The sequence below is a fragment of the Cystobacter fuscus DSM 2262 genome, assembly GCF_000335475.2.
Lineage (GTDB): Bacteria > Myxococcota > Myxococcia > Myxococcales > Myxococcaceae > Cystobacter > Cystobacter fuscus.
The window spans coordinates 159,866-182,991 of sequence record NZ_ANAH02000021.1; the positions used below are offsets into that span (position 1 = coordinate 159,866).

General features: G+C 71.1%; 11 protein-coding genes and 1 pseudogene. 2 read left to right on the top strand and 10 right to left on the bottom strand.

Annotated elements, in window-relative coordinates:
* Positions 1–6: 6 nt before the first annotated feature.
* The 3 genes from D187_RS30910 to D187_RS30920 all read right to left on the bottom strand — a co-directional run bounded on the left by D187_RS30910 (position 7) and on the right by D187_RS30920 (position 4,312).
* Positions 7–1,458: a hypothetical protein gene (locus D187_RS30910; protein ID WP_043432182.1), complete on the bottom strand. Its 1,452-nt coding sequence runs from the start codon at positions 1,456–1,458 to the stop codon at positions 7–9.
* Between the two features lie 99 nt (positions 1,459–1,557).
* Positions 1,558–2,961, bottom strand: a complete 1,404-nt coding sequence (locus tag D187_RS30915) for a hypothetical protein (RefSeq protein WP_002629921.1) — start codon at positions 2,959–2,961, stop codon at positions 1,558–1,560.
* A 4-nt stretch (positions 2,962–2,965) separates the two neighbouring features.
* Entirely contained in the window at positions 2,966–4,312 is a 1,347-nt protein-coding gene (locus D187_RS30920) for a prohibitin family protein (protein WP_002629920.1), read from the bottom strand.
* A 1,173-nt stretch (positions 4,313–5,485) separates the two neighbouring features.
* Between D187_RS30920 and D187_RS30925 the strand changes: the two genes are divergently transcribed.
* Both D187_RS30925 and D187_RS30930 read left to right on the top strand, forming a co-directional pair.
* Entirely contained in the window at positions 5,486–5,770 is a 285-nt protein-coding gene (locus tag D187_RS30925; protein ID WP_002631586.1) for a hypothetical protein, read from the top strand.
* Between the two features lie 220 nt (positions 5,771–5,990).
* Positions 5,991–6,179, top strand: coding sequence for a hypothetical protein (locus D187_RS30930; RefSeq protein ID WP_002631587.1), 189 nt, complete (start codon positions 5,991–5,993; stop codon positions 6,177–6,179).
* A 34-nt stretch (positions 6,180–6,213) separates the two neighbouring features.
* Here D187_RS30930 and D187_RS30935 read toward each other — a convergent pair whose 3' ends face one another.
* From D187_RS30935 to D187_RS30960, 7 genes and pseudogenes are all read right to left on the bottom strand, one after another.
* Positions 6,214–6,738 carry a hypothetical protein gene (locus D187_RS30935; RefSeq protein ID WP_002631588.1) on the bottom strand — a complete coding sequence of 175 codons (525 nt, stop codon included), beginning with the start codon at positions 6,736–6,738 and terminating at the stop codon, positions 6,214–6,216.
* The gene (locus tag D187_RS30940; protein ID WP_002631589.1) at positions 6,735–8,021 is read right to left on the bottom strand and encodes an AAA family ATPase; all 1,287 of its coding nucleotides are present in this window, start codon (positions 8,019–8,021) and stop codon (positions 6,735–6,737) included. Before D187_RS30940 ends, D187_RS30935 begins: the two co-directional genes overlap by 4 nt.
* Positions 8,022–8,067: 46 nt before the next feature.
* A pseudogene (locus tag D187_RS52795) lies at positions 8,068–8,247 on the bottom strand (glycine betaine ABC transporter substrate-binding protein); the annotation flags it as partial.
* Positions 8,248–8,431: 184 nt separating this feature from the next.
* Entirely contained in the window at positions 8,432–9,163 is a 732-nt protein-coding gene (locus tag D187_RS30945; protein ID WP_211241588.1) for a hypothetical protein, read from the bottom strand.
* Entirely contained in the window at positions 9,160–10,950 is a 1,791-nt protein-coding gene (locus D187_RS30950) for a class I adenylate-forming enzyme family protein (protein WP_002631592.1), read from the bottom strand. Before D187_RS30950 ends, D187_RS30945 begins: the two co-directional genes overlap by 4 nt.
* Entirely contained in the window at positions 10,947–21,800 is a 10,854-nt protein-coding gene (locus D187_RS30955; protein WP_002631593.1) for a non-ribosomal peptide synthetase, read from the bottom strand. Before D187_RS30955 ends, D187_RS30950 begins: the two co-directional genes overlap by 4 nt.
* Before the next feature lie 613 nt (positions 21,801–22,413).
* Positions 22,414–23,106: an MBL fold metallo-hydrolase gene (locus D187_RS30960; protein ID WP_076606259.1), complete on the bottom strand. Its 693-nt coding sequence runs from the start codon at positions 23,104–23,106 to the stop codon at positions 22,414–22,416.
* Between the last annotated feature and the right edge of the window lie 20 nt (positions 23,107–23,126).

Here is a 23,126-nt window from a genome sequence, read left to right on the forward strand (position 1 = left end):
CCGCGCTCACTGCGCCAGCGCGTACCCCAGCAACCACTCGGCGCCGCCCAAGCCCTCACAATCGGCTTGGTTGGACGCGAAGTGGTACTGGTCCGTCGCGTTGTAGCAGCGGTACACCGGCAGCGTGCCGGGCTGAGAGTCGCGGTACAGCCACCCGGCGGTACGCAGTCGCGTGTACCCACCGGACGTGCACGTGCCGTCATTGGTGAGCAGATGGTCCGGGTGGCCGGGCCATTGGCTGACGCAGTCCTCCAGCTTGTTGGAGGGCAGCGTCGGGTGGGGCTTCGTCATCACATAGCCCAGGTGCTTGTCATACGCATACGTGCTGAAATTGCCGACCACCGGGGCCGTGGTCGTCCAGCGGTCCTTGGCCGAGGCGTTGTACCAGCGGGACAGGGCAATCCCCACCTGCGGTGTCACGGGCGACGGGGACACGCTCGTCGACACATCGCGGAACACCAGGTAGCGCTTGTCGAAACCCTCCCCCGGTTGGACATAGACGTGGGTGAGCAGGAAGGTGCTGCCCAACTGATTGCTCACGTCGTCGTAGTTCATGACGCTCGGATAGGCGATGAGCTCCGTGGGGGCGGGCCGGTTCCAGTTCTCGTCATCCAGCGGGACGAGCGGCTCGCCCACGGTGGTGAAGTTCACCTTGTCCCGCGAAAAGGACAGCTTCAGCCCGCCGAACCACTTGTCAGAAACCAGCAGCAGGAAGTCCCCATTGGCCGTCCAGCGCCCCGCCGTCACGCCGAGCGAGCCGAGCGACGTGGCATCTCCCCCGAGCCCCGGCTGGCTCCAGACCCCATTGAAGTACTTGAACCAGTTGCCGGGCCCCGGGTTGGAGACCGGAGCGCGCGCCACGATGGTCCGCCAATCCCTGGCGCGAAGGCAGTACGCGTAGAAGTAGCCGTCCTTGCCATCGACGAAGGTGCAATCCCCCTCGCCGGTGATGCTGCCGGCGGCCGGCGCATCCATGCCGGTGATGATCTGCCCCCGCACCGACCAGGAGAGCCCCTCGTCCGTGGACCATGCGTAGGCCATGGACTTGTGCGTCTGCCCCACGCCGTAGTCGCAGGAGCGCTCGGCGTGGATGAAGCCATGCACGCCGCTGGCCACCTTCTCGGTGTCGTTCATCCACTGGCCACACTCGTTGTACGCGCCGGTGGATCCCGGGGACAGCACCCGTCTCCGCGCGCCGCCCGTGGACCAGGGGTCCGTGCCGTCCACGGCGTACGAGGACGCATTCGAGCTGAAACCCCGCCGCTGGCCGCTGGTCAGCTTGATTTCGTTGTAGGGACTGTCCAGCTCGTCGCCCGCGGGGCCCCGGGACACCATCGGGCGTCCGATGCGGATGCTCAGACACTGCGTACAGAAGGACTGCGCCAGGGACTCGCCCGATGGCACGAGTATCCCTCCTACCAGCAGCAAGCCCCAACCGATCTTCGACAGACGTGACATCAAACAGACTCCTCCGTGATTTACAGAGAGGCCAACAGCACGGTGCTTCGGGGCGAAATGCTCTCCCCTCCCTGGAGCACGGCGGCGGCCCTTTCGGGCTCATCGTATGGCCACGGTGCCGCCGCGCCAGTCGGCGGAGCTCCAACGCTGGAAGGCGCCCAGGGCCCCCGGGCTGTCGGCGCTCTTCTCCGGCAGCAAGGTGTCCCGCTTGAGCACCTGGAAGGAGGATTTGATGCGACCCTCCACCAGGGCCTCGCGGGCCACCAGCACGCGCGAGCCATCCGGGGAGAAGCCCGCCAGCTCCACGTAGCCCAGGCTGGGCTCGGTCGCCGCGGGCGCCAGTGCATCCAGCACCCATCCCTCCCCTTCCTGGTGGAAGACCCACAGCTCGGTCCACCCCTCCAGCAGTTGCACCGCCACCGCCACCGCCGAGCCCTGGGCGGACCGCCGCACCGAGCCCGGCCATACCAGCCCGTAGGTGCAGCGCTCGAAGAGGGCGGACCCTGGAGCCTTCGCGTCCGCCAGGCGCAGGCACGTCTCCCCCGGCTGTCCCTTGGAGAGCGCGAGCACCGGCCCGGCCCCTGGCTGCTCCGAGGCAGGCACGGACGCGAAGCGCGAGGCGCCCACCCGCACCGCGGCGGCCACATGGGCGGACTTGTCCTCCTCGGCCAGCTCCGCCTTGAGGACGCTCGCCAGCGATGCCACCGCGCGCTCGCTGGCCTTCGCGCCCCGCTGCGCCTCGCCCCGGCGGGAGAGTTGGTAGGCCAGGGCCGCGAGGACCTCGGCACGGCGCAAGTGGAGCCGGTTGGCCAGGTACGCCGGCAGCCGGCCCGCGTCCACCTGCTCCAGCACCGTGCTCCGCCACTCGTCGAGCGCCTGCCGCTCCAGCGGGTTCATCGCCGGGTCGATGCACTCGGGCCGCGTCAGCGCGAGCGCCGCCCGGAGCCGCATCTCGGGGCTTCCACCGAGCGCCAGCACCCGGCGGAACGCCTCGCCGTCATAGCAGACGCGGGTGCGGCCCTCGCGCTCGAAGCTGACGAGCTTCACCCCATAGCTGGCCACCACGTCGAGGTGCGCCGCCAGGGACGTGTCATTGTTCCTATGGGAGGTGGCCCGGCGGGCGAGCCGGTCCGCCAGCGTGCCCAGTGCGTCGAAGAGCTCCGGCCCCACCTGGGAGGCCGGTGCCGCGCGCAAGAGCGCCGCCGCGTAGCCGATGCCCAGCGCCTCCGCGCCCGGCGTGTCCCGGAGGAACTCCACCACCGCCTGGAGCCGGGGCACGCTCGCCTCGTCGAGGTGGATGACGCGCACCTGATGCTCGCGCACATAGCCGGGGCGCTCGCGGCGGTGGTCGTAGACCTGGATGAACCCCTGCCTTTCTCCTCGGACCTCCAGCCACTCGCCCTGCCAGAGGGTGGCCTGGCGGGGAGCGGAGTCCTGCGACGCGGCGCGCAGGGGCGCCTGGTCCTGCACCACGAGGGCGATGGCGACGAGCGTGGCGAGCATGTTCCTACTCCTCGGAGCCGGTGGTGTCGGAGTCCGTGTTCTCGGAGACCGCGGATTGAGCCAGGGACGCGCCCTTCGACGAGCCGCCCGCGTACCGGGCCTCCTGGGGCTGTCCCAACAGGTTGCCGGCGATGAACCCGCCCGCCTGGGGCGGAGCGATGATGACTTGAATCTTGTCGGACAGCTTGTCCGCGAGCGTCTTCTGGATGAGCAGCGGGTTGCGGCTGATCAGCTCGGCGTCGCGAGCGAGCTGCTCGGAGGAGGCCTTGCCGGTGACATCCACGCGGTAGGCATCGGCCTCGGCGAGCTTGCGCCGGGCATCCGCCTCGCCGGCGGCCTCGATGCGGTGGGCCTCGGCCTCGGCGCTGGCCTGGGTGAGGCGGGAGACCTTGGCGGCTTCGGCCTCCAGGCGCCGCTGTTCGATCTCCTTCTCCTTGAAGGGCAGGACGTGGCGCATGGCCTCCGCCTTCGCCTTGGCGGCGATGATCTCCTCGTTGCCGGCGGCCTCGGCGGCCTTCTCGCGCCGGACCTTGTCGGCCTCGGCCTCGAGCGCGGACTGCTTCACCTGCTTGTCCTTGAGCTCGAGCGTGTAGCGCATCTTCTCCGCGTTCAGCTCCTCGGCGAGCAGCGCCTCCATGCCGGTACGGTACTGCTGGGGCAGGTCCACGTTGCCCAGCGTGACCGAGCGGACGATGACGCCATCGGCGGCCAGCAGGGGCGAGAGTTCGGCGGAGACGTCCTGCTGGATCTTCACCCGATGGGTCGAGAAGATCTCCCGGACCGTGTGCTGGGCGAAGTGGCGGCGGAGCACGCCGTCGATGACCGGCTCGACGAGGTCCCGGCCGATGTCCTCGGGAAGCCGCGCGGCCAGGGCGGGGATCCGCTCCGGGTCGAGCACGTAGCGGATGGTGACCTCGACGCCGATGGACAGGCCCTCGACGGACTGGAAGGGGGCCGGATCCGTGGCGCGGGTGCTCCGGGTGGGCTGGTAGCTCTGGTCCTTCAGGCTGTAGCGGCTCAGCCGGTGGACTCGCGGCACCAGGACGGCCCAGCCCTCGCGCAGCTCGGCGACCTTGCCGGTGAACCGGTTGACCCGGATGCCCACCTCGCCCGGCTCGATCATGCACACGGGCTGGGCGGCCACCACGCCCGCCACCATCCCCGTCACCGCCAGCCCGGCCATCACCCGGCGCCCGCGCTCGGCATAGATGAGCCACCGGACCCGGCTCACCATCCCGCGCGTCGCCTCACCGGCCAGGGAGCTCATCTTCCGGAGGAACTCGCCCCGCTTCTCCTCGCCGTGCTTGCGCTGCTCCTGCTGCTGCGTCTCGTTCTGATGCTGCTCGTTCATGAGTGCCCTCTCGGAAGGAGGGGCAATGCACGGCGAGTGCCGGGCAGGCGAGCAGACAAGGCTAGAGGAGCGGGCCGTGGCGCGTACCGAGAGGGGGGCACGAGGACGTGGTCGCCCGGACGCACCGCGTGGCTGGAGGAACCCACGGACACGTGCACAGGTGTGTCCTGAAACCCACGGGGAGACCCGCTCCCACGCGCCCTGTCGGGTAGACCGGGGCAGTTGCCCACCCCGGCCCCCCACAGATCCGGACGTGCAGAATTCCCGCATCCGGCTCCTCGGCTCATGGTTTCGCTGCGAGTCGGTGACACCCCTTCTCGCACCCTGCGCTGGATGAGCTGCTCGCCAGCGTCGCTATCCGTTGGAGTTTCGTTGAGACGGTTGTAGGGCTCGGTGTCCCCGCCATCTTTCCCTCCCTCGGTTCCATGTTCCGGTGCCCCCTTCCCTCCACAGGGTCCGCCCGGGTGCGTTCCCCTGCTTCAGCGGTACTACGAGGCACTCCGACTTCCTGACGACCTTCACGCCCGGCTTCGTTTCCTTCGCCAGCGCGCTACCACCGCCACCCGTCCTTCGCTCCCGCGGGAGTCGGGCGCCCATCTCCCTCGGGCCTGGGCTTTCTTCCGGTTGCCCTCCGGCCACTTCGACGTGGAGTCGTCAGCACCTCCCAGGTTCCTGGAGGACCCTCTTGTCTGCGTGCCCCGCTCTCAGACCCCGGCGAGACCCCAGGACCTGGCCTGTTTCGGCCCTGGGCTGCGGCCTTCCGCTACTCGTACGGCGTCGGCTCTCGCGACGATTCAGATCTTTCGAGGCTCAATCACGCGGCCCACATACTCGCTGTCTACGCTTCGCAGCCCGGGTTGCCCCGGCACCACGCAAGACTCGCTTCCGGCTGGTGGCCTCCTTTGCCGGGCGGGGTTTGAACCCGCAGGGTCCCTTCGTGAAGTTTCCGCTCCTACATCGCTTCCTCCTCACCCAAGCTTTGCCTGGCGCACACGAATCGTCTGACACCTTCTCCGGAGGACACCTTCTCCAATACACCTTCTCCGACACCTTCTCTGGAGGGAAGGGTCTCGGGCGAGACGCCGGAAGCCTCCGAATTGATTGGGCAAGCAGGAGGCTCGTGGTAGGATTCCCCGCTCTTCCTGACTAACAGGGAGCGAAAGGTTCATTGCAATGGTGAAGAAGACGGGTTCGCGGCTCGTGATTTCCACCCTCGCCGTGGCGGCACTGTGGGCAGCGTCGGCCGGGGCCGAGCCGGGTGATTTTAGTGCCTGCTACGAGGAGTACAATTACTGCGTCGAGCGGGCAAACGAGGAGCCGGAGGACTGGATTCGGGACTACAGCCTTCAGCAGTGCTATTCCTTTCTCAACCTCTGCTTTGCAACGATCCAGTGTGGCGATGGCTACTGTGACCAGAGTGTGGAGAACAATTATTACTGCCCGACGGACTGCCATTAGTCCCGTGTAGGTCACTCGCGCTCGGGTCAGGGCACGGTGTAGAGGCCGACCACGCTCGGATCGAGCGTGGCGCTGACGAGGCGGAGGCCGGTAGCGGCCCTCCTCGGCCCCTCTGCACCAGCCCTCCCCCTCCACGTGGCCTCCCTCCTGCCTAGACGCTATACGCGCTCGATACGGCGACAAGCTGGAATGGCGGCTGACAGAGGGCAAACCCTTCGCGGTGATCCAGCGCATCACCTGCTACACCCTCAACGAGAAGGAACACCTTCCGGGCGACCGGCTCGCGGAGTACCTCGTGGTCAAGGGGCTCAAGGGTTTCGAGTCCAACGACGGCACCGTGAACACCCGGACGAAGAACGCGAACGAGAAGGCCCGCGCCATCGCGGACGCAGGGCTCCAGGGCCGCTGAAAGCCACGACGCTCAAGCGCCTATAGGCGCGAACTCAGAGCCGACTCCTGTTGCGACGCGGAACGAGTGCCGGGGGCGCCGCCGGGGGCGAGAGCGCCTGGAGGCCCAGATCTCCCGTGAGCATCCGGACATCGAGGCCCCTGCGCGCGTAGAAGTGAGCCACGTCCCGGATGGTCGCGTCCGCCAGCGAAATGGAGCGAGCCGCGAGGGGCGGCCATCCCCCGGTGAGCCCCTGCATGTGCTCGCGCTCCCAGAGGACGGACTGCTCGGAGAAGGCCGCATAGGGCGCCGTGCCATCCACCGCCTTGCGCAGGAGGTCGCAGAGCCGCTGTGCCAGGACAAACCGGTCGCCCGGATTCTGCGCGATGTGATTGCCCGTCTCGATGATGCTCGCCAGGGGCAATACGAGCGTGGCGCCCTCCGTCAGATGCTCTTGGATGAGCGCATCGACCCGGGGCTTGTCCCAGCGGTCATCGTCGGGTCCACACGTATCGAGGTGTGGAATGGCGAGCCAGACACACAGAATGGAGGTGTCGATGACAAGCACCGTCTGGCTCATGACCTGGGTTCCTCCGATTCCCGAGCCAGGCTCTGCTCCAGCAATCCCTGCGCGGCCGTCCGGCCCAACGGCGCAACCGCCAGCAACCGTGGCAATTCGCGCAGATCCTGGACGGGCGTGAGCAGACTGGCGCCCGTCTTGGGATCGCGATGAACCGCGAGCACAAAGGGCAACAAGTCCGCGCCCAGTGCATCCAGCAGCGCGACGTTGTGCGTGGTGACGAGCACATCCAGGCCCCGCTCCGCCGCCACCTTCTTCAACATCTCGAGGAGGAGCCTGGCGCGCGATGGATGGAGACCGTTGTCCACTTCCTCGATGACCAGGAGGCTGCCGCGCGGCCGGATCATCAGCGCGGTCAGGATCGCGACGAAGCGCAAGGTGCCATCGGACATGCTCCGCGCGTCGATCTCCAGGGGCGCCTGACCCGCCACCCAGCTCTCGCGGCAGTAGAGCATCGCGTCCTTCTTGAACTTGCCGATGGGCTCCGCCCAGACGTGGAGCGCATCCCGCTCAGCCAGTTGGGAGAGGTACTGCTCGAATGAGCGCCGCACCTGCTCGCGCTCCGCGTCTCCCAACGCGGCCAGCACTCCCGCAACATTGGACCCATCGCTCAGCAGGTTCTCCGCGAGAGGAACGTAGGAGCGCATCCGGGAGGGTGCGGGGTCGAGGATGAAAACATTTTGTAGGGCGTTAACGACGGTCCGGATTGCCTGTCCGAATTCCGAATGCTCATTTACTAAACTGGTCAAGAAGAGTTGGCTGAGCACGGAACTCGAACGCCTAACATGCGTACCAGTACTTCTCTTCTCGCCGTCGATTTGAAGACGCAGCATCACCGGGCCTTCGCCTTCGCTCGTCAAATTCTCCCGATACCTCGTCACGAAGAGCATCTCTGAGGTCTGGATGGCGCCCACGTCGTCCAGCCTCCGAAGATGAAGAAATTCATTCAGCAACACGCAATGCACTTCAGATGTATCGAGGGTCAGTCCGTAGTGGTACTCCGTTCCCGCCTCGGGCCCTTCGACGAGGACCTCCAGCGTGAACTGCTTGGTCCCGATGCGAGCCGCCCACTCCGCTCCGCCTCGGACCTGAGCCACCTTCTGGTCTCCCCCCAGCGCCGTGGCGAAGTCCATTCCCCGCGCGGTCCGCTGGAGGAACTCCAGGGCATCGAGCGCGTTGGACTTCCCGCTCGCGTTGAGCCCGATGACCACGGTCAGCGGATCGATGAAGAGCGAGGTGGACTCGAAGCTCTTCCAGTCGGTGAACTTCACTTCCTTGAGCATGGCGCGCGGGAGGCTACCGCCGCAGCCCTCGCGGCACCACCGCCCGTTACACGAGCCCGAACACCCCGCTCACCAGCAGCGCGAGCCCAGCGGCAGGCACAGCCCCCTGGAGGATGAGCGCGGTGTCATCCAACCGGATGCCGGTGAAGATGGGCTGCCCGTAGCCCCCCGCGCCGATGAGCGCGCCCAGCATCGCCGTGCCCACGTTGATGACCGCCGACGTTCCCCCAAGCAGGTGGGGAGAAGAGGAGCGTGACGCGCCCCCAGGTAGCAGCAGAGGAGGCGAGCGTGGCGCCTGAGGCAGGGGCGAGCAAGGACAGGACGCCGCCAGGAGACCAGGCAGGGCTGCTGCGCAGGACCTTCGCGGTGGGTGCCCCTGCCGCGCCCCTCATGGGAGACAGGCCTGGCCCTCAGCCCCCGTCGCCGGTGTCCTCGCAGGTGGCGGCTGAACTGCGGTGCTCCGCCAGAAAGATGGTCTGCGCCATCATGCGGTACCCGGACATGCCTTCGCGAAGGGTTTCGATGGACTCCTCCGGGTGCACCGAGTCGATCACGGCATGGGGCCCGACCGCGTTGAACTGGTGCGAGACGCCCCGGGGGATCTGCATGTCCACCCAGGAGTTCGGTGGCACGACGACGTTGTACCGGTCCCGGTGCACGCCCTCCGGGGTGTCCGGCAGGCGGTCGACGAAGGCGTGCAGCGGGGTCGTCCAGTCCGGGCGGGAGCGGACCGTCAGCGGCGACAGGCTGGAGACGCGGATGGTGGTGTCCGGGCCGGTCATCATCCGCACGAAGCGCAGGCCGGTGTGCAGGTGCATGCGGGAGCAGATGCCGCGTTCCCGGGTGTCGTAGAAGTCCATCAGGTAGCGGTCGGCGAAGTATCCCTCGAAGGGGGGGGCCAGCATGAACACGTCGCCCTCCTCGAACGACTGCGCCTCCCTCAACGCGCGGGGGGGTGTGGGGGACTCGTGTTCCCGCTGGTGGGCGTGGCGGACCAGCCCGGCGAGTGCGGTCACGACGGTCAGGGCGACTTCCGGGGGCAGCTGCACCACCGGGGTGATGCGGTTGCGACCGGGGTCCTCGTGGCGTTCCAGGTCCAACACCTCGTCCTCGTGGTCGGGGACCTGCTTCATCCTAGTCATGCGTTGTCTCGGTTTCCGATGGTTGGGGTGTGGGCCCACAGCACGCCGCCGAGGTCGTGGCGGCCCGCGCGCAGCAGTGCGCAGCCGACGACGGCGAAGCCCGCCTCGCGCAGTCTGGCGAGCCCGTGCCACCGGCCGCCCGGCTCCTGGGTGGGGTAATCCAAAAAGGACAGCAGTGGGCCGAGTGCCCACGGGCATCCGTCGGGGGTCGTGCTCGTGGGCAGGTGGCTGGACACCACCGCGCCCGGGTGGGCCTCGCGCAGGCGCTCGGCGAGTTCGGCGTACCCGGCCAGTGGCCATTCGGTGCTCAACTGCTCGCGCCAGCGGGCTTTCGCCTCCGCCAGCTCGGGGTCGGCACGACGGTGCCAGTGGGCGCGCATGAACTCCAGCGCCTCGAACACCGCATCCTCGCCCTCCCGCGCGGGCTCGTCCACGTGCCCGGCCAGTGCACGCAGCCCGGCATCGTCCACACCGGAGCGGAGCAGGTCGTGCGCGGTGGCCGAGGCGTACCGCAGCAGCCGCTCGTACCGGGCGGGCGCGTACCGCAGCGCGACCAGCGAGCGGCCCATGGCCTTGCGCTGGGGTTTGCCGGTCGAGGTGGCCTGGAATCCGCCGAACTGCACCGAGGCGGGCCGCAGCGGGCTGTTCTCGCACACCGCGCGCACGGCCTCCACCTGCTGGTCCGTGGCGACGAGCCCGATCTCGTGGCCGAGCGTGGGTTCGGCGACGGCCACCGCCGCGAACTGCCCGCCGAGCCCGGCCTCGCGCCAGGTCCGCTCGACGTCCAGGGGGTGGTACTTCTCCCCTCCCCGGTTGATGCGCTCCCCGGCCCGGCCCCGCAGCACCAGCAGGCCCTCGCGCAGCTCACCGAGGTCCCCGGTGCGCAGCCAGCCGTCCTCGGTCAACGCCGCCGCCGTGGCCGCCGGGTCCTGCCAGTAGCCGCGCATCATGTCCGGGGTCCGCACCCACACCTCGCCGTCGACCAGCCGCAGCTCGGTCTCCGGCAGCGCCACGCCGACCGGCGGGTGCTGGTCCAGGTACTGGCGGGTGAACGCGGCCTCGTCGAGCAGGGGCGTGGTGAAGCTGAAGTTCATCGCCTCGGTCAGGCCGTAGCCCTGGCGCAGCCTCGGGCCGTAGCGGTCGTGGAAGCGGCGGGCCAGGTCCGAAGTCAGCGGCGCGGCCGCGGTGATCAGGTACTCCAGGTCCTCCGGCCACTCCGGTGAGACATCCAGCAGGTCGGCCAGCAGCGCGGGCACGATGGAGGCGGTCCGGGCCCTGGCGGCACGCAGCGCGGCGAAGTACCCGGCCGGGTCCGCGCCGTTGTGCAGCACCAGCGGGGCGCCGGTGAGGTGCGTGCCCAGCAACGACATGACCAGCGCGTTGCAGTGGTACAGCGGCAGGCAGGTGCCGTGCGGCCGGTCGGGGGTGAGCCCGTGGAGCACGGCGGTCTTGGCCGCGTTGCCCAGCACCGCCTTCCGGCTGAGCATGACGCCCTTCTGCGGGCCGGTGGAGCCCGAGGTGAACATCAGGAACGCCAGGCCCTCGGCATCCGGGTGCGCGGCGGGGTGGCCGGTGTCGTGCAGCCCGTGCTCGTCCAGCACGGCGGAGGCGGCGACCCGGTCGACGATGCCGCGCACCGCGGTGTCCGTGCTGCGCGGGTGCAGGGGCACCGCGACGAGTTCGCGGTCGAAGCAGCCGAGCAGGGCCTTGGCCAGGCCGGGTCCGTTGGGCAGCCGCACCACCACCCGGGCACCCGCAGGCAGGTGGTCGATCAGGTGGTTGCTCATCGGTTCCTCCTCAGTTCGTCCCGGAGCAGCGCGCCGGCCTCGGCCACGTGCTCGGGCTGGAACACTTCGTGGTGCGCCGCGGCCAGCTGGTGCACGGTGAGCCGCCCGCCGACGTGCGGCCGCCACTGCTCGTGGTTCGAGCCGCCCGCCGCGTTGAAGTACACGACGTCACCCGGGTAGACCGGCGGTCGGTAGGCCCGCAGCAGCCGTTCGTTGTTGCGCGCCACCGCGGCCAGCGGCGCGCTGTCCCGGCCCAGCAGCCGGTTGATCCGCTCCTCGACCGGCCCCGCCTCGGCCACCGCACCCGCGACCGAGTCGACCACGACCAACAGGCCAACCGGTGCGCCGAGTTCCCGCAGCCGCACGGCCATCGCATGCGCCACCAGGCCGCCAAAGGACCAGCCGAGCAGGTGGTAGGGCCCGTCGGGGTGGGCGGCGCGCAGTGCCGTGACGTGGTGCTCGGCCAGTTCCTCGATCGAGTCCGGCAGATTGTCGGTGTGCAGGCCGTACACCGGGTGCTCGCCGTCGAGGTGGGGCAGCAGGCCCGCGTACACGCCACTGAGGCCGCTCAACGCCGGAACGCAGCACAGCGGTGCGGCGGACCCACCGGTGCGCAGGGGCACCAGCGGACCGGTCTCGGCCGCTCCGGCGAGGCGCGCGGCGAGCGCCGCCGGGGTGGGGGCGGTGAACACGTCCCGCACGCCCAGGGCCACGCCGAACACCGCGCGCACCCGCGCGCTCAGCCTGGCCGCCACCAGCGAATGCCCGCCCAGCTCGAAGAAGTTGTCGCCGGGGCGGACCGAGGGCAGGTCGAGCACGTCGGCGAACAGCCCGCACAGCAGCTGCTCCTCCGGGGTGGCCGTGACCTCGGTGGCAACGGACCAGTCCGGTTCGGGCAGCAGGTCGCGCCGCACCTTCCCGTTGGCGCTCAACGGGAACTCCGGCACCGCGACCAGCCGGGCGGGCACCATGTGGTCGGGCAGGTGCCGCGCCAGGTGCGCGCTGATCGCGGGCAGGTCCGGCTCCGCGACGGCGGGCACCAGGTAGCCGATCAGCACCCCCTTGCGGTGCACGGTCACCGCGGCCGCGTGCACGTCGGCGTGCTGGGCGAGCACCGCCTCCACCTCGCCGAGCTCCACGCGGTGGCCGCGCACCTTGACCTGGGTGTCGGTGCGCCCGTGGAAGCGCAGCACCCCGTCCGCGCCCCGGGAGGCGAGGTCACCGGTGCGGTACATGCGGCTCCCGGGCGGCCCGTACGGGTCGGGCAGGAAGCGCGAGGCGGTGAGGCCTGGCTGGCGCAGGTAGCCGGTGGCCACCCCGTCCCCGGCCAGGTAGAGCTCGCCGAGCACACCGGGAGGCACCAGGTTCAACCGCTCGTCCAGCACGTGGCAGCGGGTGTTCCACAGGGGACGCCCAATGGGGACGGTCGCGCCGCTGGCTCCGGTGACCGGGTGCAAGGTGGACCACACGGTGGTCTCGGTCGGCCCGTAGCAGGCCAGCAGCGAGGACACCAGGCCGCGCAGTTCCTCGGCCAGCCCACCGGGCACGGCCTCACCGCCGATCAGCGCGCGCACCCGGCGCAGGCACTCCGGGCGACGGGCGGCCAGTGCGTGCCACAGCGAGGGCGTCGCCTGCACCACGGTGACCTGGCGGCGCTCCACCAGGGCCAGCAGCTCGTCCGGCTCGCGCACGGTGTCTCGGTCCGCGAGCACCTGCGCGGCCCCGGTCATCAGGGGCGCCAGCAGTTCCAGTTCGGAGATGTCGAATCCGACCGGCGCGGAGGCCAGCACCCGGTCCGCCGGGGTGAGGTCCAGCCGCTCGCGCATGGCGTGCAGCAGGTTGAGCCGTGCGGACCTGGGCACCACCACGCCCTTGGGTCGCCCGGTGGACCCGGAGGTGTACCGGACGTAGGCGGTGTCCTCGGGCACCGGTATCCCCGGGTGGGCCGTGACGCGCAGTCCGTTCTCGTTGTCCACCACCAGCGCCGGTCGCGCGTCGGCGAGCAGCGCGGTGAGGCGTTCCGGTGGCAGCCCGGGTTCCAGGGGCAGGTGGGCCGCGCCAACGAGGTCGGCGGCCAGCATCGCGGCGGGCAGGTCGGCGGTGCGGTGCAGCACCAGGGCGATCAGGCTGCCCGGACCAGCTCCGAGTGCGCGGAACTGCTCGGCGAGCTGCTCGACCCGCTCCGCCAGCTGCCCGTAGGTGAGGTCGTCCACCGCCAGCGCATGGGGAGTGGCGCGCGCCCGTTCGGCGAACAGGGAGTGCACCGAGGTGTCCGGCACGCTCCGCGCGGTGTCGTTCCACCGGGTGAGCAGCCGTTCCCGCTCACCGGGCACGAGCAACGGCAGGTCGGTGACCGGGCGGTCCGGGTCGGCGACGGCGGCGCGCAGCAGCAGCTCGAGGCGGGCCAGCAGCAGTCGCGCCGTGGCGGGGGTGAAGAGCTCGGTGTTGTACTCCAGCAGCCCGTCGATCCCGTCGGATTCCTGGCGCAGGCTCCACAGCAGATCCAACCGCGAGGCCCCACCGTGCACGGCCACGGGTTCGGCGCGCACCCCGGGCAGGGAGAACTCGGCGGCCGGGGTGTCCTGGATGGCCAGCATCACCTGGAACAGCGGGTGCCGGGACAGCGAGCGCGGCGGGTTGAGCGCCTCCACCACTTGCTCGAACGGCACGTCCTGGTGGGCGAACGCGTCCAGGTCCACCGCGCGCACCCGCGCCAGCAGCTCGGCGAAGGTGGGCGCGCCGGACAGGTCGGTGCGCAGCACCACGGTGTTGATGAAGCAGCCGACGGTGTCGTGCAGCGCGGCGTCGTGCCGCCCGGCGACCGGGGTGCCGATGGGGATGTCCGCGCCCGCGCCCAGACGGTGCAGCAGGCTGGCGATCGCGGCGTGCAGCACCATGAACACGCTCGCCCGGTGCGCGCGGGCCAGCTCGGTGATCCGTCCGTGCAGGGCGGCGTCCAGTCGGAAGCCGACGGTCTCACCGCGGTGCGCGGACACCGCCGGCCGGGGGTGGTCGGTGGGCAGCGGCAGCACGTCCGGGATGCCCCGCAGCACCTCGGCCCAGTGGGCCGGGTTGATGTTGCGTTGCTGGAGCGCGTAGTCGGCGTACTGCACCGGCCTGCTCGTCCACTGTGGACTGTTCCCGGCGAGTCGGGCGCGGTAGGCGGTGGACAGGTCGCGGGCCAGCGGGGACAGGGACCAGCCGTCGGCGGCGATGTGGTGCAGGACGAGCAGCAGCACGTGTTCTTGCGGCCCGGTGCGGCAGAGCAGCGCGCGCACGGGCAGTTCGGCGGTGAGGTCGAAGACGTGCCCGGCGGCCTCGGCGAGCCGGTCGGCCAGCGCCGACTCGGGCACCGCGAGCGAGTGCACGGGCAGCTCATCGGCCGAGCAGATCCGCTGGCCGGGTTCGCCGCCACCCTCGACCACCTTGGTGCGCAGGCTCTCGTGCCGCTCGAGCACGTCGTGCAGTGCCGCCCGCAGGGAGTCCTCGTGCAGGTCACCGCGCAGCCGGGTGGCGAAGGCCATGTTGTACACGGAGTTGGGCCCGGCGAACTGGCTGAAGAACCACAGCCTGCGCTGGGCGGGGGACAACGGGATGTGCGCGGGCCGGGCTCCGGGGGTGAACGCGGTGTCCGGCGCGGTGGGCGCCTCCGGCAGGCGGCGGGCCAGGTCGGCCACCACGGGGGCGTCGAAGAGGGTACGGATGCCCAGCACCGCACCGGTTTCCGCGCGCACCCGGTTGATCAACCGGGTGGCCAGCAGCGAGTGCCCGCCCAGGTCGAAGAAGCTGTCCTCCGCGCCGACCTCGGGCACGTCGAGCACTTCGGCGTACAGCGCGCACAGCAGCTTCTCCATCGGCGTGCGGGGCGGCCTGCTCACCGGCAACGTGGACTGCGGCCTGGGCAGGGCCCTGCGGTCGAGCTTGCCATTGACGGTCAACGGGATCGCCGGCACCGGCACCACGAACGCGGGCACCATGTACTCGGGCAGCACGGTCCGCGCGTGCTCGCGCAGTCCGGCCGCGTCCAGGTCGCCGGCCAGCACGGCGTAGCAGAGCAGCCGGTCCGCATCGGGCAGCACCACGGCCTGGACCACCGAGGGATGCCGTTCCAGGACGCGTTCGACCTCGCCGGGCTCGATGCGGTAGCCCCGGATCTTCACCTGCTGGTCGGCACGACCCAGGTACACCAGGCCGCCGTCCGGGCGCCGCCGGGCGAGGTCCCCAGAGCGGTACATGCGGTCGCCGGGGGCACCGAACGGGTCGGGGACGAACCGGGCCGCGGTGAGCTCGGGCCGGTTCAGGTAGCCGCGTGTCACGCCGGGCCCGGCCACGTAGATCTCGCCCGGACAGCCGGGCGGCACCGGCCGCAGGGCGTGGTCGAGCAGGCGCAGCCGCAGGTCGGGCAGCGCGACCCCGATCACGCTGGCGGTCTCGTCCGGGTCATCGAGCTCGATGTAGCTGGAGTGCACCGTGGTCTCGGTGATCCCGTACATGTTGACCAGCTTCGGCCCGCCGGGCCGCCGCCAGGCGCGGATGCGGCTCAGCTCGAGTGCCTCCCCGGCGAAGACCACCACGCGCAGCGCCAGGTCGGCCGGGGGCAGCTGGTAGAAGGCCGACGGGGTCTGGCTCAGCACGGTCACGCGCTCCCGCGCCAGCAGGGCGACGAACTCCTGCGGTGACCGGGTGACGTGCTTGGGCACCACCACGAGCCGCCCGCCCTTGGCCAGCATGGTCCACAGCTCGAACACCGACACGTCGAAGGCGTAGGAGTGGAACAGCGTGTGCACGTCGTCGGGGCCGAACCCGAACCAGGGGTCGGTGGTGTCCAGCAGCCGCACGACGTTCTGGTGCGACACCACCACGCCCTTGGGCACACCGGTCGAGCCGGAGGTGTGGATGACGTAGGCGACGCCGTCCGGATCCGCGCGCGGCCCGAGGTCGTGCTCGGGGTGTTCCCGCGACGGGTCGACCTGGTCGAGCACCAGCACCGGCTTCACCGCGGCGAGCACCTGCCGCAGGCGTTCCTCGGGCTGGTCGGGGTCCATGGGCACGTACCCCGCGCCGGACTTGAGCACCGCCAGCACCGCGACCACCAGGTCCAGCGAACGCGGCAGCACCAGGGCCACCAGGCGTTCCGGGCCCGCCCCCCGTGCCACGAGGTGGTGGGCCAGGCGGTTCGCGCGGGCGTTGAGCTCGCGGTAGGTCAGGTGCTCGCCCTCGAAGGTGACGGCCACGGCGTCCGGGCGTGCCCGCACCTGGGCCTCGAACAGCTCGGGCAGGGTGCACCGCCGCGCGGTCTCCGGGGCGGGGACCGGTTCGTGCTCGTCGGGCAGCAGCAGGTCGAGCCCCCCCAGGGATGCGTCCGGCCGGTCGGCGAACTGCGCGAGGATCGAGGCGAGCCGGGCGAGCAGCCGGTGCGCGCCCTCGGCGTCGAGGACATCGGCGCTGTGGTCCAGTCGCAGCCGCCCCTGCTCCCCGGGCATCACGACGAGGGTCAGCGGGTAGTGCGTGCCGTCCAGGCCCCGCGCGCTGCGCAGCACCAGCCCGGGCAGCGCCTGCTCTTCCAGAGGGTAGTTCTCGAACACCACCACCGTGTCGAACAGCTCCGTCTGCCCGGCCAGGGCCTGGAGTCGCGTCAGGTCCACATGCTGGTGGTCCAGCACGGCCAGCTGCTGTTCGCGCAGTGCGGCCAGTGCGTCCGCGACCGTGCGGGCCGGGGCCAGTCCGACCCGGACCGGGATGGTGTTGATCAGCAGGCCGACCATGCCCTCCGCGCCGGGCAGCTCCGGCGGCCTGCCGGACACCGTCGCGCCGAAGACGACGTCCTGCCTGCCGGTCAGCGCGCCCACCAGCACGGCCCAGGCCAGCTGCACCACGACGTTCGGGGTCACTCCATGCCGACGGGCGACCTCGGCGATCCCGGCGGGCAGCTCCGCCTCGCACCGCAGCCGGGCCGAGGCCGAACCCCGCCTGCCCGGCCCGCCGACCAGCGTCGGTCCGTCCACGGTGGACAGGATGTCGCGCCAGGCCTCCTCGGCGGCATGCGGGTCGCGGGTGGCGAGCCAGTCCAGGAAGTCGCGGTAGGCGGGGGCCGGGGGCAGCGGCTGCCCGGCGTACAGGCCGAACAGCTCCTTCACCACGATCGGCATGGACCAGCCATCCAGCAGGAGGTGGTGGGTGGTCAGCACGAACACGTGCCGATCGGCGGCACGCCGTTGCAGGGCGGCGCGGAACAGCGGCGGGCGGGCCAGGTCGAAGCGCCGCTGCCGGTCCTGCGCCAGGAAGGCCTCCAGGTCCTCATGCGCGGGCAGGTCGTGCCAGGGCACGGAGAACTCCGGGTCCACCACCTGCACCGGCCTGCCCGCCGGGCTCTGCCGCACCCCGGCGGACAGCTGCGGGTGGCGCAGCAGCAGCCGGTGCAGGGCGGTGCGCAGTCCGGCCGCCTCCAGCGCGCCTTCCAGCTCGAAGACGAACTGCACCAGGTACGGGTCGGCGCCGTCGTGGTCGTAGAGGGAGTGGAACAGCAGCCCCTGGGCCAGCGGCGGCAGCGGCAGTGCGCCGGTGGCCCGGGCACGGGCCCGGGTGCCGAGCGCGGTCAGCACCTCGAACCAGCGTTCGGCCAGCGCGCTGATCTCCTCGCGGGGGAGCAGCCTTCCCGGCCAGGACCAGTTCGCCACCAACCGGGGACCGTCGGGGTGGTTGGCGAGCACCGCGTCCAGTTCCACCGCGTGGGCCAGCGCGAGAGATCCGCCAGTGGTCGCACCGACCACGGTGTCCTCGGGCAACACCGCCCAGTCCCCGTCTCCGTTGACGTCGAAGTGGCCCAGGTAGTTGAACGCGTACCGGGGGGCCGGTACCGCGGCCAGGAGCGGTGCGGTCTGCGGGTTGAGGTGGCGCAGCAGGCCGTGGCCGAACCCGGTGCGCGCCAGGCCGCTCAGGGTCTCGCGCACCCGGGCGACCGCGCCGTCCAGGTCCACAGGGTCGGTAGGCCAGGGACAGCCCGCGGCGAGTTGGACGGGATAGAGCGTGGTGAACCAGCCGACCGTGCGGGAGAGGTCGAGGCCGTCGGCGAACTCCTCGCGCCCGTGGCCCTCCAGCTCCACCCGCACCGGGCCGGTGGCCAGCGCGAACGCGGTCAGCAACAGCTCGTACACCGAGCAGTCGAAGGCGTCCGCGGCCTTGGCGAGGAAGTCCGCGGGCAGGCTGATCGAGTGCCACTGCCGGGTGTCCTCGGTGTCCAGCGAGGGGTCCAGCGCGCGGTCGCCGACCGGCGGGTCCGCGACCGGGGCGAGCCAGCGGGGCAGATCCGCCAGCACGTCGGGGTGGTGGGCGTGCTGGAGCAGGGCTCGCGCCCACTGCGGGAACGGCGTGCCGGTGGCGGGCAGCTTCGGGGCGCGGCCGTCGCGGACCGCCGCCCAGGCCGTGTGCAGGTCGTCGAGCAGGATGCGCCAGGACACGCCGTCCACGCACAGGTGGTGCGCGGTCAGCGTGAGCCGATCCTCGCGCCAGGTGACGTGCAGGACGTGGCCGAGGGCCAGGTTGATGGGCCGGTCCAGCTCGACGGTGACGTGCTCCAGCACCCGCAGCGCCCACACCCCCGCCACTTCGGACAGCGCGAGGCGCAGCATGCCGTGGTGGTCGACCAGTGCCTGGACCACGGCGCGCACCTGCCTGGCCGTGCACCCGGCCGGGGTGCGCACGGTCATCGACTGGACGAACCGGTTGTCCGGTGCGCCCCGGCCGCGCAGCCAGTGCATGACCGGTGTGAGCGGCACGATCGGGTCGTCGGGATCGCCGAGTGCCAGGCTGCGGCCGCGCGCGGCGGGCAGCGCGAGGCCCTGGGCCAGCGCGGTGACGGTCGGGGCGCGGAAGACGTCGGAGGTGCTGACGGCCAGCCCGGCGCGCTGTGCGGCGGCGGCGAGCTGAATGGCCCGGATGCTGTCGCCGCCGAGCTTGAAGAAGTCCCCGTCCACGGGCACCTCGGCCCGGCCGAGCACCTGCGCGAACAGCTTCGCGAGGGTCCGCTCGACGGTCGAGCCGGTGGCGTGCACCGGCTCGGGTGCGGGGGCAGAGGGGTCCGGCAGGGCGGCGCGGTCGAGTTTCCCGTTGCGGGTCAACGGCAGCGCGGCCAGCCCGACCACGGCCGAGGGCACCAGGAACGGCGGCAGCCGCTCACCGAGCCGCTCCAGCAGCCCGTCCGGGACCTCGCCGACGACGTAGGAGACCAGGCGGCCCTCGCGCATCACGGTCGCGGCCTGCCGCACCCCCGGCTGGGCCAGCAGCGCGGCGTCCACCTCACCCAGCTCGACCCGGAAGCCGCGCAGCTTGACCTGGCCGTCGGCGCGCCCGGCGAACTCCAGCTGCCCGTCGGCGTTCCAGCGGGCCAGGTCGCCGGTGCGGTAGACGCGGGCACCGGGCGGACCGGACGGGTCGGGCAGGAAGCGCTCGGCGGTGGCACCCGGCCGGTTCAGGTAGCCCAGCGCCACTCCCGCGCCACCCAGGTAGACCTCGCCGGTGGTGCCGAGCGGGACGGGGCGCATGGCCTGGTCGAGGAGGAGCACCCACATGCCGTCGAGGGGACGGCCGATGGGGACCACGTCGGAGATCGGGCCCGCGGGGTAGCGGGTGGCGAAGACGGTGGTCTCGGTCGGGCCGTAGCCGTTGACGACGGTGAGCTCGGGCAGCGCCTCCCGCACGGCGCGCACGGCGGCGGGGGAGACCACGTCACCGCCGGTCCACACCTGGCGCAGCCCGGCGAGGCAGCGCGGGTCCTGGGTGGCGATCGCGTTGAACAGCCCGGCGGTGAGCCACATCCCGGTGACCCCGGCGGTGGTGATGGTGCGGGCCAGCTCGCCGGGGTCGAGCCTGCCGGGCGGGGCGAGCACGATCTCGCCGCCGGTGAGCAGCGGTACCCACAGCTCCATGTTGATCGCGTCGAAGGCCTGCGCGGAGTGCAGCAGCACCCGCTCGGCCCCACCCTCGGTCCACCAGCGGTCGGCGGCGAGGTCGACCAGGTTGGCGTGGGTGACGGCGACGCCCTTGGGCGTGCCGGTGGAACCCGAGGTGAACATGACGCAGGCCAGGTCGTCCCCGCCGACCTCCGGGCACGCGGCGCCCGGGCCGGTGCCGTTGACGGTCAGCACGCGCAGACCGGGGGCCGTCGCGTCCGCCTGGTCGGTGAGCAGCAGCCGGGCCCCGGAGTCGGCGAGCACGACCGCGCGCCTGGGCGGCGGGTCCTCGGCGAGCAGGGGCACGTAGGCCGCGCCGGACTTGAGCACGGCGAGCACGGCGACCACCAGGTCCACCGAGCGCGGCAGCAGCAGCGCGACGTTGCGGCCGGGCCCGGCCCCCGCCCCGGCGAGCCGGGCGGCCAGGGCGGTGGCCCGCTCGTCCAGCTCGCGGTAGGTCAGCCGCCGCCCAGTCGCCGGGCAGTGCACCGCGGCGGCCTCCGGCTGTTGGCGGACCCGCGCGGCGAAGGCAGAGGGCACCGTGCTGGCTCGCTCCGCCTGTGCGGCCCCGGTGCCCAGGTCTAGCAGGTGCGCGCGCTCGGCGGCCGTGGTGGGCTGGATGTCGACGAGGGGCGTGTCCGGGGTGGCCTCGACCAACTGCCACAGCACGTGCTCGAACCGCTCGCCCAGCTCCCGCAGCCGCTTGGGGGAGCACGTGGTGGGGTTGGCGTCGAAGTCCAGGCGCAGCCTGCCGTCAGCCCGGTCGTAGGCCACCACGGACAGGTCCTCCGACGGCGGGGCCTGGAGGTTGTGCACGGTCACCGTCGCCGAGCCGAAGCGCAGCACGTGGTCGAACCGCTGGATGTTGAGCACCGGTCCGAAGAACTTCCGCCCGTCCTCCGGCAGCCCCAGCTCACGCCGCAGACGCTCGCCCCGGTAGCGCTGCCGCGACCGGATGGCGTGCAGCTGCGCCGACACCTCCTGGAGCAGCCCGCCCACGGTGCCCGCCAGGTTGACGCGCACGCGCAGGGGCACCACGTTGGCCGTCATGGCGGGCACGGCCACCTCCGCCGCGCGGCCGGAGACGGGCAGGCTGAGCAGCAGGTCCGACTGCCCGGTGACGGCCTGCAGGTGCACGGCGGTGGCCGCGGCGAGCACGCGGGACCACCGCGTCCCCAACCGCTCGGCGCCCTGCCGCAGCCGGGCGAACTCCGCGTCCTCCAGCACTCGGGTCCACCGCACCGAGGTCTCGGCGGCGGGCGCGGCGCGCGACCCGACCACCACCGGCTCCGGCCGGTCTGCCAGCCGTGCGAGCCACCACTCACGGTCCTCGGCCAGTGCGGCCGAGTCGCGGTACGCCCGCTCGGCCGAGGGCACTTCGGCCAGGGCGGCCCACCCGGGTCCGGGGATGGCGAGCCCTTCCCGGAGACACTCGTAGATCTCCGCCACGCGCCGCACGAGCAGCGCCATGCCCGCGCCGTCGAGGGCGATGTGGTGCACCCGCAGGAACACCCACTGCCGCTCCTCGGCCAGCCGCAGCACGGCACCCAGGAACAGCTCCTCGCCCGCCGCCGCGAGGCGCTCCGCCATCCACGCCCGCGCCGCGGCGACGGGATCGGGGGCCTCCCGGAAGTCCACGGTGGTCACCCGGGGTTCGGCGGAGTCCAGGACCCGTTGCCGGGGAAGGGAATCGGCCGTCTCCTCGAAGACCACCCGGACCGCCTCGCACTCCGCGGCGGCCCGCGTGAGAGCGGCGGTCAGCAGGTCGGTCCGGACGGTCCCGCACAGGTCCAGGTACTCGGCCCACTGGTAGGAGCCGGGACGGCTGTACCCGGCGCGCTCGGCGAGCCACACACCGGTCTGGGCATCGGACAGTTCGAGTTCAGCGCTCTGGTCGACCACGTGGGAGAGTATCCTCGCCAGCTTGTGTGGGTCAGCGGGTCGCGCTTCTAGCACGGAATGTTTTGGCAAAAAGCAAAGTTCGTGTTTACCCGTTTTAGCGCACCGCACCATTCAAGAAGCAAGAAAACCATTTCAAGAAGCAAGAAGAAGGAGGGCGGCGGGCCAGCCAGCGGGACAAACGAGGCCTCCGTGAGAAGTAGAGCAAGCCACTGGATGGGGCCACCTGCCTTGGGGACCCTGCTCACGAAGCTGTCGTCGGCATACGGGACATCGCCGCCGGAGAAGACCACGTTGGGACTGCCCCGGCAGGTGCGAGCCTGACCCCGGCGCGAGCGCCACCCCAGGGCGCCTGGTGTTGAGGCTGACGCCGCCACAGCCCAGAGACCTGGTGTGCCCCTGCCGCACCCCTCATGGCAGGCAGGCCTGGACAGGCATGCCCAAGGAGGCTGCCTGGCCTCTGCATCGGCCCGGCGCACACCTCGGCCCGCCCCCGTCCACGGCCCTCCTCGGCCCCTCTGCGCCTGCCCTCCCCCTCCACACCGCCTCTCTCCTGCCTATACGCAGAGAATGCGGCCGATGAGGCCCTGGACGGCGACTTTGGCAGTAGTGCGAGTCAAGGCCACTTCGGGATCGCCGCGAAGCTCCGCGGATCATGCGCGACGACGAGGGTCATCTCCGGATACCGCGCCGAGATCGCGGCCATACGCGCGAGGTGCTCACGAACGAGCCGAGGCTCGAAATCGGCGATGCGCTGCGTGAGAGGGCGCTCCTCCTGCTCGGTGACGCCCTCCAGCTGCCAGGCGAGGTCTCCGATGAAGGCATAACGCTTGTGGTCCGGAAGCGTCACGAAGACGATCACAGAGCCCGGCGTATGGCCGGGCGCCGGGACGATCACCACTGCGCCATCTCCGTAGACGTCATGGCTCTCCGCGAAGCCGAGATAGGGACGTGCATCGAATCGATACTCTTCGAGATGCAGCGATTTGATGCTTCTTGCCGGGGCGGTCGTGAAGTCCTCGCCTTGGACGAAACTTCGTTCCGCGGGAGGTATCCAGACAGGCACCTCGGGAAAATCCGCGGCGCCGCTGATGTGATCCCAGTGGGAGTGGGTCAAAATGATCGCGCGCAGCCGGGTCAGGTCATACCCGCTCGATTGGAGCTGCTCGCGCGCGGTCTTGTTCAGCGTGTATCGGGTCAGGAGCTGGAAGGGGAGCGGCAGTGTCGCGAGGTGCTGTGCGATGTCCCGGCCGAACCCTGCGTCGATCAAGAGATCGCCCTTGGGGTGCTTGATCAGGATCGCGGTCATGGAAAACACTCGCGGCTCGA

Excerpts from the sequence above, each read along its gene's own strand:
- D187_RS30920 (WP_002629920.1), bottom strand. The coding sequence starts at position 4,312 with ATGAACGAGCAGCATCAGAACGAGACGCAGCAGCAGGAGCAGCGCAAG.
- D187_RS30945 (WP_211241588.1), bottom strand. The coding sequence starts at position 9,163 with ATGACTAGGATGAAGCAGGTCCCCGACCACGAGGACGAGGTGTTGGAC.
- D187_RS30950 (WP_002631592.1), bottom strand. The coding sequence starts at position 10,950 with ATGAGCAACCACCTGATCGACCACCTGCCTGCGGGTGCCCGGGTGGTG.
- D187_RS30960 (WP_076606259.1), bottom strand. The coding sequence starts at position 23,106 with ATGACCGCGATCCTGATCAAGCACCCCAAGGGCGATCTCTTGATCGAC.
- D187_RS30935 (WP_002631588.1), bottom strand. The coding sequence starts at position 6,738 with ATGAGCCAGACGGTGCTTGTCATCGACACCTCCATTCTGTGTGTCTGG.
- D187_RS30940 (WP_002631589.1), bottom strand. The coding sequence starts at position 8,021 with ATGCTCAAGGAAGTGAAGTTCACCGACTGGAAGAGCTTCGAGTCCACC.
- D187_RS30915 (WP_002629921.1), bottom strand. The coding sequence starts at position 2,961 with ATGCTCGCCACGCTCGTCGCCATCGCCCTCGTGGTGCAGGACCAGGCG.
- D187_RS30925 (WP_002631586.1), top strand. The coding sequence starts at position 5,486 with ATGGTGAAGAAGACGGGTTCGCGGCTCGTGATTTCCACCCTCGCCGTG.
- D187_RS30910 (WP_043432182.1), bottom strand. The coding sequence starts at position 1,458 with ATGTCACGTCTGTCGAAGATCGGTTGGGGCTTGCTGCTGGTAGGAGGG.